10 protein-coding genes are annotated in these 12,853 nt (G+C 70.3%); 3 read left to right on the top strand and 7 right to left on the bottom strand.

What is annotated here, in order from left to right; genetic code table 11:
* Window positions 1-76: 76 nt before the first annotated feature.
* The 6 genes from ACZ5PP_RS03960 to ACZ5PP_RS03985 form a co-directional block, all read right to left on the bottom strand.
* The gene (locus ACZ5PP_RS03960; RefSeq protein WP_004316286.1) at window positions 77-361 is read right to left on the bottom strand and encodes a K+/H+ antiporter subunit F; all 285 of its coding nucleotides are present in this window, start codon (window positions 359-361) and stop codon (window positions 77-79) included.
* Entirely contained in the window at window positions 358-876 is a 519-nt protein-coding gene (locus tag ACZ5PP_RS03965) for a Na+/H+ antiporter subunit E (RefSeq protein WP_004316288.1), read from the bottom strand. The genes ACZ5PP_RS03960 and ACZ5PP_RS03965 overlap by 4 nt, the downstream gene beginning before the upstream one ends.
* On the bottom strand, window positions 873-2,498 hold the full coding sequence (locus ACZ5PP_RS03970) for a monovalent cation/H+ antiporter subunit D (RefSeq protein ID WP_004316291.1): 1,626 nt from the start codon (window positions 2,496-2,498) through the stop codon (window positions 873-875). The genes ACZ5PP_RS03965 and ACZ5PP_RS03970 overlap by 4 nt, the downstream gene beginning before the upstream one ends.
* Entirely contained in the window at window positions 2,495-2,836 is a 342-nt protein-coding gene (locus tag ACZ5PP_RS03975) for a Na+/H+ antiporter subunit C (RefSeq protein WP_012585489.1), read from the bottom strand. Before ACZ5PP_RS03975 ends, ACZ5PP_RS03970 begins: the two co-directional genes overlap by 4 nt.
* Window positions 2,836-5,745 carry a monovalent cation/H+ antiporter subunit A gene (locus tag ACZ5PP_RS03980; RefSeq protein WP_043743473.1) on the bottom strand — a complete coding sequence of 970 codons (2,910 nt, stop codon included), beginning with the start codon at window positions 5,743-5,745 and terminating at the stop codon, window positions 2,836-2,838. Before ACZ5PP_RS03980 ends, ACZ5PP_RS03975 begins: the two co-directional genes overlap by 1 nt.
* A gap of 372 nt (window positions 5,746-6,117) precedes the next feature.
* On the bottom strand, window positions 6,118-6,687 hold the full coding sequence (locus tag ACZ5PP_RS03985) for a lipocalin family protein (RefSeq protein ID WP_004316296.1): 570 nt from the start codon (window positions 6,685-6,687) through the stop codon (window positions 6,118-6,120).
* Between the two features lie 219 nt (window positions 6,688-6,906).
* On the opposite strand from ACZ5PP_RS03985, the gene ACZ5PP_RS03990 reads away from it, so the two are divergent.
* Window positions 6,907-7,521, top strand: coding sequence for a DUF2238 domain-containing protein (locus ACZ5PP_RS03990; protein WP_004316299.1), 615 nt, complete (start codon window positions 6,907-6,909; stop codon window positions 7,519-7,521).
* A 139-nt stretch (window positions 7,522-7,660) separates the two neighbouring features.
* Window positions 7,661-9,043, top strand: a complete 1,383-nt coding sequence (locus ACZ5PP_RS03995; RefSeq protein WP_043743495.1) for an FAD-dependent oxidoreductase — start codon at window positions 7,661-7,663, stop codon at window positions 9,041-9,043.
* Window positions 9,044-9,065: 22 nt separating this feature from the next.
* Here ACZ5PP_RS03995 and ACZ5PP_RS04000 read toward each other — a convergent pair whose 3' ends face one another.
* Complete coding sequence (locus ACZ5PP_RS04000) at window positions 9,066-11,495, bottom strand: Lon protease family protein (protein WP_464826771.1); 2,430 nt, start codon at window positions 11,493-11,495, stop codon at window positions 9,066-9,068.
* Window positions 11,496-11,749: 254 nt separating this feature from the next.
* On the opposite strand from ACZ5PP_RS04000, the gene moaA reads away from it, so the two are divergent.
* A complete protein-coding gene (gene moaA, locus ACZ5PP_RS04005; RefSeq protein WP_004323160.1) occupies window positions 11,750-12,829 on the top strand; it encodes a GTP 3',8-cyclase MoaA in 1,080 nt (359 codons plus the stop codon).
* Window positions 12,830-12,853: the final 24 nt, after the last annotated feature.

A 12,853-nucleotide genomic window follows, 5' to 3' on the forward strand; every position in this document is an offset into this window, starting at 1 on the left:
GCTGCCCTCCTGTCGCTGCGCGACCTCCTCCCCGAGGGAGGGGAGCGCTTTCCTTCGGGCGGTGGTGCGGACGCGCTCATTCGATCACCTCCCCGCGCATCAGGAACTTGGCGAGCGCGATCGTGGATACGAAGCCGAGCAGCGCGATGATCAGCGCGGCCTCGAAATAGATCTGGCTGCCGTGGCGGATGCCCAGCAGCAGCGCCAGCACCATCACGCACATCCACAGCGTGTCGAGCGCCAGCACGCGGTCCTGTGCCGAGGGGCCGATCATCAGCCGCAGCGTGCACAACAGCATGGCCAGCACCACGCAGGCCAGCGCGAAAAGTGTCGCCGCCGAGAGCAGCGTCGCGGTCGTCATGTCCGGCCTCCTCCGGGTTCGGGCGTCTCGAACACCTCGATGATCGGCTGTTCGTAACGCGTCTTGATGGTGTGCACCCACCACGCCTCGTCGTGCAGATCGAAGACGTGGAGCAGCAGCTCGTGGCCGTCGGGAAGGATCTCCACCCACACCGTGCCCGGCGTCGAGTTGATCAGGCAGGACAGCAGGGCCAGGCCGTGCGGGCTCTTCAGGTCGAGCGGCACGCGGATGAATTGCGAGTTCACATCGGCCGAACGCCGCAACAGGATGATCTGGGTGACGTTGAAACAGGAGCGGACGATCTCGATCGCCGCCATCCACAGCAGGCGGAACAGCGCCAGCGGGCGGCGGATGCGGGCGTGGCCGTGCGGCTGCAGCGGCTGCGACAGCAGCGGCGCGAGCACGCCGAGCGCGCCGCCGAGCAGCCAGTGCGCGGGCTCCAGGCTCTGGTTGAGCATCAGCCACATCAGCAGCAGGCTCGCCGACAGCAGCGGCGAAGGCAGCCAGCGTCTCATCGCGCACCCTCCGCGCCCGGCGCGCGCAGCACCGGAGGCTCGCCGAGCACGCGCGCCGCGTAGTCGCCGCTGCGCAGCAGGCCCGCGGTGGTGCGGTCGAGGTAGTCGAACACCGTGCCCGCCTGCACCGTCAGCAGCACGCACAGGATCACCAGCGCCCCCACCGGCACCGCCTCGGAGAACTGCAGCCGCGGCGGCGTCACCGCGCCCGCAGCCCAGAAGGTGCGCACCCCCAGGCGCATCAGCGCGATGATCGCCGCCAGCCCGGCGAGGATCATCAGCCCGATCAGGCCCCAGGTCGTCGCCGGGACGCCTTCGGGCGCGGCCGCGAGCATGGCGTGGAAGAGGCTGAACTTGGCGACGAAGCCCGCCAGCGGCGGCATCCCGGCGATCACCAGCGCGCACGCGGCGAAGCTCAGGCCGAGGAAGGCGAGCGTGCCGGGAATGCCGACGCCGACCGGATCCTCCGGCTTGTCCTCGATCGCAAAGGCCTCCATGGTGATCGCGATCAGCGCCGCGCCCGGCGGACGGATGCGCTCGGTGAGCTCGATCAGCAGCATGAAGGCCGCCATCGCCAGCGTGGAGCCGAGCAGGTAGTAGAGGCCCGAGGCCAGCACCGCCCCCCCGGAATGCCCGATCACCGCCAGCAGCGTGCCCGAGGACACGATCGCGCCATAGCCCGCCATGCGCCCGCCGTCCTGGCTCGCGAGCATGCCGATGGCGCCGAACAGCACGGTCGCCATGCCGCCGAGGGTCAGCGCGGCGAAGCCGAAGCCCTCCGCGGCGCCCGCCCCCTCGCCGAACACCGCCAGCCACACCCGCAGCACGGCATACACGCCCACCTTGGTCATCAGCACCAGCATCGCCCCCACCGGCGCCGAGGCCGAGGCGTAGGTGGTGGGCAACCAGAACCCGAGCGGCCACATCGCCCCCTTGGTCAGAAAGGCGAGCGCCAGCACCGCCGCCCCGACCTGCAGCAGCCAGGCGTCCTGCGCGCCGAGCAGGGCCACGCGGGCGCCGAGGTCGGCGATGTTGAGCGTCCCGGAGGCGGCGTAGATCAGCGACACCCCGATCAGGAACACCAGCGAAGCCACCAGGTTCACCGCGATGTACTGCATGCCGGCCTGGATGCGACGCAGGTTGTAGCCGTGCAGCACGAGCCCGTAGGACGCCGCCAGCATGACCTCGAAGAACACGAAAAGGTTGAACAGGTCGTTGGTCAGGAAGGCGCCGTTGAGCCCCATCAGCAGGAACTGGAAGAGCGGGTGGAAGCTCACGCCGACGCGGTCCCAGCGCCGCGCCGAGAACACCAGCACGGCGAGCGCGATCGTCGCCGTCAGCACCAGCATCAGCGCGGAGAGGCGGTCGGCCACCAGCGCGATGCCGAAGGGCGCAGCCCAGTTGGCCGCCAGATACACGCCGATGCCGCCGGGCCAGTACCCGCCGTCGGCCAGCACCAGCAGTGCGACCGCCACCGCCCACAGCAGCATGCCGCTCGCGAGGCCGAGGCCGAACTTGAGCCCGTGGCGCTTCTGGTTGATCGGGATCATCAGCGCGCCGACGATCAGCGGCAGCAGCACGGGCACGATGATCAGGTGGTTGAGCCAGGGCAACACCGTCATTCGCGCGGCTCCTCGCCATCGACGTGGTCGCTGCCCGAGAGCCCGCGCGCGCCGATCATCATCACCAGGTAGAGCGCGGTGGTGGCGAAGCCGATCACGATCGCGGTGAGCACGAGGCCCTGCGGCAGCGGGTCGGCGAACTGCGCCGGATCGATGGCGGGCGTGGGCGTGATCGGCGGCTTGTCCACCCACAGCCGCCCCATCGCGAAGATGAACAGGTTCACCGCGTACGACATCAACAGCAGCCCGGTGATGAGCTGGAAGGTGCGCGGACGCAGGATCAGCCAGATCCCCGCGCCGAACACCACGCCGACGGAAATCGCCAGTACCAGTTCCATCAGATCCGCCTCCCCTCGGCACCGCCCTGTCCGTCCGCCGTCAGGTCCTCGCCCGGGTGGCGGTGCGCGCGCAGCGACTGGTGCGCGAGCGCGACCAGCATCAGCATCGTGGTGCCGACCACCACCGCGAACACGCCGAGGTCGAACACGAAGGCGCTCGGCAGGTGCAGCTCGCCCACCAGCGGCCACTCCACGTGCGCGGTGTGGGTGGTGAGGAAGGGATGCCCGAACCACCACGCCCCCAGGCCGGTGGTGCAGGCCAGCAGCAGTCCGAAGCCCAGCCAGCGATGCGGGCGCAGGTTCAGGCGGCTCTCCACCCACACCGTGCCGGCGAGCATGTACTGCACCAGGATCGCCACCGCGAAGATCAGTCCGGCAACGAAGCCGCCGCCCGGCAGGTTGTGCCCGCGCATGAAGAAATACACCGCGATCACCCCCATGAAGGGCAGCAGCAGGCGCAGGTAGATCCCCGGCACCAGCAGGTAGCCGCTGCCGGCCTGCTCGGCGGGGCTCTGCCGGCTCGCCGGATCGCCCTCGAAGCGCTGCTGCGGCGGGATGCCGGCGCTTTCCGGCGCCGGGCGGAAGCGGCGCAGCAACGCATACACGGTGAGCGCGACGACGGCGAGCACGGTGATCTCGCCCAGGGTGTCGAAGCTGCGGAAATCCACCAGCAGCACGTTCACCACGTTGCTGCCCCCGCCGCCGCCGAGGGCGTTGAGCAGGAAGAAGTCCGCGATCGTGTCCGAGGCCGGATGCACCAGCACCGCATGGGTCAGCGCCGCCAGCGCGAGGCCGCCGCCGACGGCGAGCGCGAGGTCGCGCGTGCGTCGCGTCCATACCTGCCACGGCGGCTGCACCGGGCCGGCGATCGACTCGATCCGCGGCGGCAGCCAGCGCAGGCCGAGCAGGATCAGCACCGTGGTCACCGTCTCCACCATCAGCTGGGTCAGCGCCAGGTCGGGCGCAGACAGCCACAGGAAGGTCGCCGCGGTGACGATGCCGGTGCCGCCGACGAGCGCGAGCGCGGCCAGGCGGTGGTACTTCGCCATCCACGCCGCCGCCAGCGCGCAGCCGGCGCCGATCAGCCACATGCCGGCGAAGATGGGGTCGAAGCCCCGCACGGGGATCACGGTCCACGCCGGCGGAGCGCCCGCCAGCAGGAGCGGGATCAGCAGCAGCGCGAGCATCATCAGCATCAGCTGCGGCTGCAGCCGGCGCGTGCCGACGCGGCGCAGCAGCCACTCCGCACCGCGGGTGAGCTGCAGCATCGTCGTCTCGTAGGCCTGCGCGCCGTTGAGGCGGTGGAGCAGCGGCACGCGCTCGCGCCGCGCCAGGTCGAAATGGCGGCGCAGCACCCCGTAAAGCAGCATGCCGCCCACGAGCGCGCACACGCTCATCAGCAGCGGCAGGTTGAAGCCGTGCCACACCGCCAGGTCGTAGGCCGGCGCGGCCTCGCCCAGGGTGGCGACCACCGCCAGGTGCAGCAGCGGCTCGATGCTCACGCCGGGGGCGACGCCCACCACCAGGCAGGCCAGCACCAGCAGCTCGACCGGAAAGCGCATCCAGCGCGGCGGCTCGTGGGGGTCGCGCGGCAGGCCCTGCGCCGACGTTCCGAAGAAGACCGAGATGAAGCGCAGCGAGTAGGCCACGCTGAACATGCCCATCGCCACCGCGGCGTACGACATCCACCAGTTGCGATCCCCCCCGACGTGCAGCGTCTCGGCGAAGAACATCTCCTTGGACAGGAAGCCGTTCAGCAGCGGCACCCCCGCCATCGCCGCGCTGGCCACAATCGCCAGCGTGGCGGTGATCGGCAGCTTGTGGCGCAGGCCGCGCAGCACGCGCAGGTCGCGGGTGCCGGTCTCGTGGTCGATGATCCCGGCGGCCATGAACAGCGAGGCCTTGAAGGTCGCATGGTTGAGGATGTGGAAGATCGCCGCGACGATCGCCAGCGGCGTGCCGATGCCGATCAGCACCGTGATGAGGCCGAGGTGGCTGATCGTCGAGTAGGCCAGCAAGCCCTTGAGGTCGTGCTGGAAGATGGCCACGAAGGCGCCGATCAGCAGGGTGCACACGCCGGCGCCGCCGATGATCCAGGTCCATTCCGGCGTGCCGGCAAGCGCCGGCCACAGGCGCACGAGCAGGAACACCCCGGCCTTCACCATCGTGGCCGAGTGCAGGTAGGACGACACCGGCGTGGGCGCCGCCATCGCATGCGGCAGCCAGAAGTGGAAGGGAAACTGCGCACTCTTGGTGAGTGCACCGAGCGCGACCAGCACCAGCGCGGGCAGGTAGAGCTCGTGGCCGCGGATCTGGTCGCCGGCGGCGAGCACCACGTCGAGGTCGTAGCTGCCGACGATATGCCCCAGCACCAGCACACCGGCCATCAGGCACAGGCCGCCGGTGGCGGTCACGGTGAACGCCATGCGCGCGCCGCGGCGAGCGTCCGCGCGGTGGTGCCAGTAGCCGATGAGCAGGAAGGAGGTGAGGCTGGTGAGCTCCCAGAACACCACCAGCTGCACCAGGTTGCCCGACAGCACGACCCCCAGCATCGAGCCCATGAAGGCGAGCAGGAAGGCGAAGAAGCGCGGCACCGGGTCTTCGGGCGACATGTAGTAGCGCGCATACAGCACCACCAGCAGTCCGATCGCCAGCACCAGCATGCTGAAGACCCAGGCGAGGCCGTCGACCCGCAGCACGAAGTCCAAGCCCTCGGCGGGCAGCCAGGCGAACTCCGCACGCACGACCTCGCCGGCGGCGACCTGCGGGAACAAGGCTGCGGCGATCGCCAGTCCGCCCACCGCCACCCCGATCGCCAGCCAGGACTCGCGGTTGCGCGCGTCCTGCGGCATCAGCGCGGCGAGCACGCTACCGAGAAAGGGGAGGAGGACGAGCGAGGCGAGCAGCATCGAGGCGGATCGGGGCGGAAAGGCGTTCAGGGACGGGGCGGGGGCCAGGACGACGTGCGGCGGTCCGGCGAAACCCTGCCGAGGTTACCACAGCAAATTTGGTGCCAGATTACCGGGCACGCATGAAAAGGCGGAGCTCCCGCAGGGGTCTGTCGGGTTCTGGGAGCGCGGGAGCGGCGCGCTCCAGCGCTTTCGACCCGCTTCACCGACCCTTCCACCGCCGTATCGCGACTTGCGTCGCTCCCACAAGATGCCCGTCGCTCCCACAAGGTGCCCGAATCACCCGGTGGGGGCGCCGGAACCGCGGTGTTCTTGTGGGAGCGACGCAAGTCGCGATCGCCGCTGAAGGGTGCGATGACGCTCGCACCGCCCTCACCCGCCGCCACCCTGCTCCCCGCGCACCAGCCGCCCGACATCGAAGCCACGCGCCGCGAGGCGCTCGAGCAGCTCGGCGTAGGCACGCGCCTCCACCGTCGGCGTGCGCGACAGGATCCACAGGTACTCCCGGCTCGGCTCGCCCACCGCGACCAGGCGATAGTCGGGGTCGAGGTCGAGCACCCAGTAGTCGCCCCATACGATCGGCAGGAAGGACAGCCAGGCCGGCGCGAAGCGCACCTCCAGCCGCGGCGAGTCGGCGCCACCGATCTGCCGCGCCACGCCGACCGCCTCGGAGACGCTGCCATCGGCCTCGCGGCAGCGGTTCACCACGCGCACCTCGCCGCTCTCCAGCAGGCTGTAGTCGGCGCGCGAATCCCCCACGCACTTCTTCTGGAACCAGTTCGGATAGCGCGCGATCTCGTACCAGGAGCCCATGTAGCGCGGCACGTCGAGCGCGGCGATCGGCTCCACGGGCGCGGATGGCGCGTCGGCCGCGGCAACGGGGCCGACCTGCGCCAGGAGCGCCAGCACACTGGCGGCGAGCATGAGCGGACGGTGCTTCATCGGAGATCCTGCATGTAAATGGGAGTGGTACGACTTCCCGAGGAGCGTGAAGTTTCTCTTGCCGTACGCAGCCGCTGCGCCGGCGCAAGCGGGCCATGCTGGCGGGGAAGCCCGCAAGGGCTCAGGATTGCACGCACTGGCGATCGCCCGCCGGGCCACCCCCAGGCTCCGCACGCGGCGCGCAAACCCACGCCCTGCACCTGCCCCCGGGAGCCCCACATGAAGCTGCGTCTCGCCCTGCTGATCCTCGTCCTCGCCGCCCTCCTCGCCTCGGGCATCGCCCCCTACGACCGCGGCGTGTGGTGGGCCGAGGTGGCCCCGGTGCTGATCGCGCTCCCCATCCTGCTCGCGAGCGCGCGCCGCTTCCCGCTCACCCCGCTCACCTACGGTCTGATCGCGTTCTTCTCCCTGATCCTCATCCTCGGCGGCGCCTACACCTACGCGCGCGTACCGGTCGGCTTCGTGGTGCAGGACTGGTTCGAACTCGCGCGCAACCCCTACGACCGCTTCGGCCACTTCTTCCAGGGCGTCACCCCGGCGATTCTGGGCCGCGAGCTGCTGCTGCGCACCTCGCCGCTGCGCCCGGGAAAATGGCTGTTCGCCCTGCTCACCCTGAGCTGCACCGGCATCAGCGCGCTGTACGAGCTCGTCGAATGGGCCTCGGCCGAGCTGTGGGCCGGCGGCGCGGTGGAATTCCTCGGCACCCAGGGCGACCCCTGGGACGCCCAGGCCGACATGCTGATGGCGCTGCTCGGAGCGATAATCGCGCAGATCGTGTTCGGACGGCTGCACGACCGCCAGCTCGCACGCCTCGCCGCGCAGCCCTCCACCTGAACGGACGCATCCGGCCGATCTTCATATCGGCCGTCCGTCGCGGCGACTGCGGTCGCCAGGCCCTGCCGGGCCGTCGCGCCCGGCTCATCAAGCCCCGGCGGCTTCCCGCACCGGGGCGGCTCACCTATCGGGAGACCTCATGAACCAGCCATCCTCGAACCCACGCCGGCGCTTCCTCACCGCGGCCGGCGGGCTCGCCACCGCCGCCGTCGCCGGCCCGGCCCTGGCGCAGTCCGCGCCCCCCGCCGCGAGCACCGAGCGCAGCCTGCCCTTCCTGATCGGCCGCGCCACCGACACCCTGCTGCCACCCGGCAAGCAACGCCGCGTCGTGATCTGCGGTGGCGGCTGGGGCGGGGTGACCGCCGCCAAGTACCTGCGCCAGCTCGCCCCCCAGCTCGACGTCGTGCTGCTGGAGCGCAACCCCGTGTTCTTCTCCTGCCCGATGAGCAACAAGTGGCTGGTCGATCAGGTGGATACCCGGTATCTCACCCACGACTACCTCGCCGTCGCCGAGAAGTACGCCTACCGCTTCATCCAGACCGAGATCCTCGAGATCGAGCGCGAGGGCAAGCGGGTGATCACGGCGGCCGGCGCCATCCACTACGACTACCTGATCGTGGCCCCCGGCATCCGCTACAACTACGAGGCCTGGTTCGGCAACGACCGCCGCATGGCCGAGGCCACCCGGGCGCGCTTTCCGGCGGCCTACATCCCGAGCGCCGAGCACTTCCACCTCAAGAACGCGCTCCAGTCCTTCAAGGGCGGCGACCTCGTGATGACCCTGCCGCCCCCGCCGCAGCGCTGCCCGCCCAGCCCCTACGAGCGCGCCTGCCTGATCGCGTCGATGTTCAAGCAGAAGAAGATCCCGGGGCGCATCTACATCCTCGACCACAAGGACGGCGCGCGCCCGATCGGCCCGGGCTTCCGTTCCACCTTCGAAGAGCTGTACAAGGACATCATCACCTACGTCCCCGACGCGCGCATCGAGGAGGTCGATCCGTTCAAGCGCAGGATCCGCACCGAGGCGGGCGATTTCGACTTCCAGCACGCCATCCTCATGGCCCCGCACCAGGCCGGCGACCTCGCCTGGAAGGCGGGTCTGGTGCCGCGTCCAGGTGCGGGCAACCCGAGCGGCGGCTGGGCCGACGTCGATCCGCTCTTCCTGCACGACCGCACGGACAAGGAGGTCTTCGTCATCGGCGACGCGGTCGGCTTCGTGTCGCCGCAGTTCGGCTTCTACCCCAAGGCCGGCCACGTCGCCAACCGCCACGCCCGCATCGTGGCCTACTACATCTCCGAGCGCGAGGCCGGGCGGGAACCCGACTACCGGCTCCCGGACAACCTCTGCTTCATGATGGTGAATATCGCCCCACAGGAAGGCATCTCGGTGCAGTTCGACTACAAGGTCAACGCCCAGGGCATCATCGAGCAGACCCAGATCGACTACAACGAGCGCACCGCGGCGACGATCTCGCAGGACTTCGGCTGGGCGCAGACCATCTACGAGGACATGTTCTCGTAAGCCGGCCCGTCCGGCGCGGGGCTCACACCCCGTGCCGGCGGCGGTGCTGGCGGGCGCCGGCGGCGCCGTCGGCGTCCGAATAGGCGTGGCGCGCCGCGGTCATCTCGGCGAGCACGGTGGCGATCTTGTGGTTGAGCGTGCCCTTGGGAATCACGCCCTTGGCGTCGGGCTCGCCGGCCTCGACGCCGGTCAGCACGGTCATCGCCTCGTCCACCGTCTTCACCGCGTGGATGTGGAAGCGGCCCTCCGCCGCGGCCTGCACCACGTCCTCGCGCAGCATCAGGTGGCGCACGCTCGCCGCCGGGATCACCACGCCCTGCGTGCCGTCCAGCCCGCGCGCGCTGCACAGGTCGAAGAAGCCTTCGATCTTCTCGTTCACACCGCCGATCACCTGCACCTCGCCGAACTGGTTCACCGAGCCGGTGATCGCGAAGCGCTGCTGGATCGGCACCTGGGTCAGCGCCGAGAGCAATGCGCACAGCTCGGCGAGCGAGGCCGAGTCGCCCTCGACCGGCGCGTAGGACTGCTCGAACACCAGGCTCGCCGACAGCGACAGCGGCTGGTGGCGGGCGTAGCGCGCGGCGAGGAAGGCCGACAGGATCAGCACGCCCTTGGAGTGGATCGCACCGCCGAGCTCGGTCTCGCGCTCGATGTCGACCACGTCGCCCTCGCCCATGCGCACCGTGGCGGTGATCCGCACCGGGTGGCCGAAGAGCTCCCCGGCGAGCTCGATCACCACCAGGCCGTTGATCTGGCCGGCGCGCTCGCCGGTGGTTGAGATCAGCGTGGTGCCGTCGAGGATGGACTCCAGTACCCGGGTCGGGTAACGATTGGCCCGCCGCGCGCGCGCGGCGAGCGCGTCCTCGACCTCGGCGCGCGTCGTGGCGGCGAGGCCCTTCTGGCGGGCGTGGAAGTCGGCCTCGCGCATGAGGTCGGAGAGCGCGCGGGTGTTGAGCGACAGGCGCCCGGAGTCCTCGGCCAGGCGCGAGGCTTCCTCGACCAGGCGCGCCACACCGCTGCGCTCGACCGGCAGCAGCTTCGCGCCGCGCGCGAGCAGCGCCATCAGGCGGGCGTACTCGCATTCGTTCTCGGGCGTGCGCAGGATGTCGTCGTTGAAGTCGGCCGCCACCTTGAAGAGGTCGGCGAACTCCGGATCGTGCTCCATCAGCAGGTAGTAGACCTCGCGGTCGCCGATCAGCACCACCTTGAGCGCGCTCGGCACCGCCTCCGGCTCCAGGGTCAACGCCCCGCTCCAGCCCTGCGCCTCGGCCGGCGGCTCGATGCGGATCTCGCCCGCGCGCAGGCTGCGCTTGAGGCCTTCCCAGGCGAAGGGCTGCGACAGCAGGCGCTCCGCGTCGAGCACCAGGTAGCCGCCGTTGGCGCGGTGCAGCGCGCCGGCACGGATCAGGTTGAAGTGGCTGACCTGGTTGCCCTGCTGCACGATGTGCTCGATGCGGCCGATCAGGTTGCCGTAGCCGGGGTTGTTCTCGAACACCACCGGCGCACCCTGCGAGCCGCAATGATCCACCAGCAGCTTGACCTGGTAGCGGTGGTAGCGCGTGTTCTCCTCGGGCTCGGGGGCCTCGTCGTCTTCTTCCTCCAGCATGGTGCCGCGCACCGCGCTGTCGATGACGTCGCGCTCGACCGCGTCGAGGAAGGCGAGCACCTCGGGCAGGTCCTCGTGCGCCTCGCGCACCTCGCGCAGCAGGTGCGCGACCGCGGGGCCGAGCACCTCGCGCTCGGCACGGTCGATCGACTCGCGCACCGACTTGCGCCAGCCGGGGAAGTCGTTGAGCAGATCCTCGAGGCGGTCGCTCCACGCGCCGATGCGCGCCTCGATGGCCTTGCGCTCGTCCTCCGGCAAGGCCTCGAAGGCCTCGGGCGACAGCGGCTCGCCGTCCTTGGTGGGCGCGAACACGAAGCCCTCGGGGGTCTGCAGCAGCGAGATGCCTTCGGCGTTGCAGGCCTTGCCGAGTTCGCGCAGCGCCCCTTCCTCGCGCGCCTTGTGCGCACTCTGCAGCGACTCGACACGCTCGACGTGGGCGTCGCTGTCGAGCGCGGCGCCGAGCGCCGGGCCGAGGTCGCGGATGAAGGTCTGCATGCGCGTGCGCAGCGCCGCGCCGCGCCCGGCCGGCAGGGTCAGCAGGCGGGGCTTGAGCGGCTCGTCGAAGTTGTGGAGATAACAGAGATCGGGCGGCACGTCCTCGCGCGCCGCGCGCTCGCGCAGCAGGCGGAAGGTGGTCGCGTGCTTGCCGCTGCCGGCATCCCCGAGCACGAACACGTGGTAGCCGGTGTGGCCCATCGCGAGGCCGAAGCGGATCGCCTCGACGGCGCGCTCCTGGCCAAGGTCGCCGGCGTGGTCGGCGAGCGATTCGGTGGTGTCGAAGCTGAAGCAGGCGGGGTCGCAGCGCTTGCGCAAAGCCGTCGCCGGCAGTGGCACGAGATCGGCCATGGATTTGATCTTTCTTCTGGTGCCGGAGCGGCAGGGAGCGCAATGATACACCCCGCCCCGCAGGCCCCGTGATCCACGCCCACTGCCCCCGGCTACGGCGGCTCCGCTTCTCGTGGGAGCGACGCGAGTCGCGATCGGCCGCGGGCTTGCGACGAAGCTCGAGATGCACGCCTGCGCGAACCTCGCCTTGCGCCGCGCTGTCCACGACTCGATAATCCCGCAACCCGAACCCCAGCCCGCAGCCGCAGCCGACCATGAAAGTCATCCCGATCCAGCAGGCCGCGTCTCCCCTCGCCCCCGCGGCCCCCGCGCCCGTTGCGGCGCCCGGCGCTGCGCTGGTCGACCGCCGCGCGCGCAGCGTGCGCGACCTGCGCATCTCGGTCACCGACCGCTGCAACTTCCGCTGTGTGTACTGCATGCCGCGCGAAGTCTTCGGCGACGACTACGCCTTCCTGCCGCGGCGGCAGCTGCTCAGCTTCGAGGAGATCCTGCGCGTGGCGCGGCTGTTCGTCGCGCGCGGCGTGCGCAAGATCCGCATCACCGGCGGCGAACCGCTGCTGCGCAAGGACGTCGACCGCCTGATCGGCATGCTCGCCGCACTCGACGGCGTCGAGGTCACGCTCACCACCAACGGTGTGCTGCTGCCCAAGCTCGCGCGCCGGCTCAAGGACGCCGGCCTGCACCGCGTCACCGTGAGCCTGGACGCGCTCGACGATGCGCTCTTCCGGCGCATGAACGACGCCGACTACCCGGTGGAGAAGGTGCTCGAGGGCATCGAGGCGGCCAAGGTGGTGGGCCTGGGCCCGATCAAGGTCAACATGGTGGTCAAGCGCGGCACCAACGACGTCGACATCGAGCCGATGGCCGCGCACTTTCGCAACAGCGGCCACATCCTGCGCTTCATCGAGTTCATGGACGTGGGCGCTTCCAACGGCTGGAAGATGGACGAGGTGCTGCCCTCGCGCGAGATCGTCGAGCGCATCGACCGCCTCTTCCCGCTCGAGCCGGTCGACCCCAACTACGAGGGCGAGGTCGCCGAGCGCTGGCGCTACAAGGACGGCGCCGGCGAGATCGGCGTGATCTCCTCGGTGACCCAGGCCTTCTGCTCGAGCTGCACGCGCATCCGTCTGTCCACCGAGGGACAGCTCTACACCTGCCTGTTCGCGCAGCAGGGCCACGATCTGCGCGCCCTGCTGCGCGAAGGTGCCGACGATGCCCGTATCGACGCGGCGATCGCCCAGGTGTGGCAGGGGCGCGAGGACCGTTATTCCGAGATCCGCACCGCCGAGACCGCCGCGCTGCGCAAGATCGAGATGTCCTACATCGGCGGCTGAAGCGGTCGCGGCCGCCGCCACCGC

This window comes from Thauera sp. DNT-1 (genome assembly GCF_055393985.1).

Excerpts from the sequence above, each read along its gene's own strand:
- ACZ5PP_RS04000 (WP_464826771.1), bottom strand. The coding sequence starts at position 11,495 with ATGGCCGATCTCGTGCCACTGCCGGCGACGGCTTTGCGCAAGCGCTGC.
- ACZ5PP_RS03980 (WP_043743473.1), bottom strand. The coding sequence starts at position 5,745 with ATGCTGCTCGCCTCGCTCGTCCTCCTCCCCTTTCTCGGTAGCGTGCTC.
- ACZ5PP_RS03985 (WP_004316296.1), bottom strand. The coding sequence starts at position 6,687 with ATGAAGCACCGTCCGCTCATGCTCGCCGCCAGTGTGCTGGCGCTCCTG.
- ACZ5PP_RS03995 (WP_043743495.1), top strand. The coding sequence starts at position 7,661 with ATGAACCAGCCATCCTCGAACCCACGCCGGCGCTTCCTCACCGCGGCC.
- moaA (WP_004323160.1), top strand. The coding sequence starts at position 11,750 with ATGAAAGTCATCCCGATCCAGCAGGCCGCGTCTCCCCTCGCCCCCGCG.
- ACZ5PP_RS03990 (WP_004316299.1), top strand. The coding sequence starts at position 6,907 with ATGAAGCTGCGTCTCGCCCTGCTGATCCTCGTCCTCGCCGCCCTCCTC.
- ACZ5PP_RS03965 (WP_004316288.1), bottom strand. The coding sequence starts at position 876 with ATGAGACGCTGGCTGCCTTCGCCGCTGCTGTCGGCGAGCCTGCTGCTG.
- ACZ5PP_RS03970 (WP_004316291.1), bottom strand. The coding sequence starts at position 2,498 with ATGACGGTGTTGCCCTGGCTCAACCACCTGATCATCGTGCCCGTGCTG.
- ACZ5PP_RS03960 (WP_004316286.1), bottom strand. The coding sequence starts at position 361 with ATGACGACCGCGACGCTGCTCTCGGCGGCGACACTTTTCGCGCTGGCC.
- ACZ5PP_RS03975 (WP_012585489.1), bottom strand. The coding sequence starts at position 2,836 with ATGGAACTGGTACTGGCGATTTCCGTCGGCGTGGTGTTCGGCGCGGGG.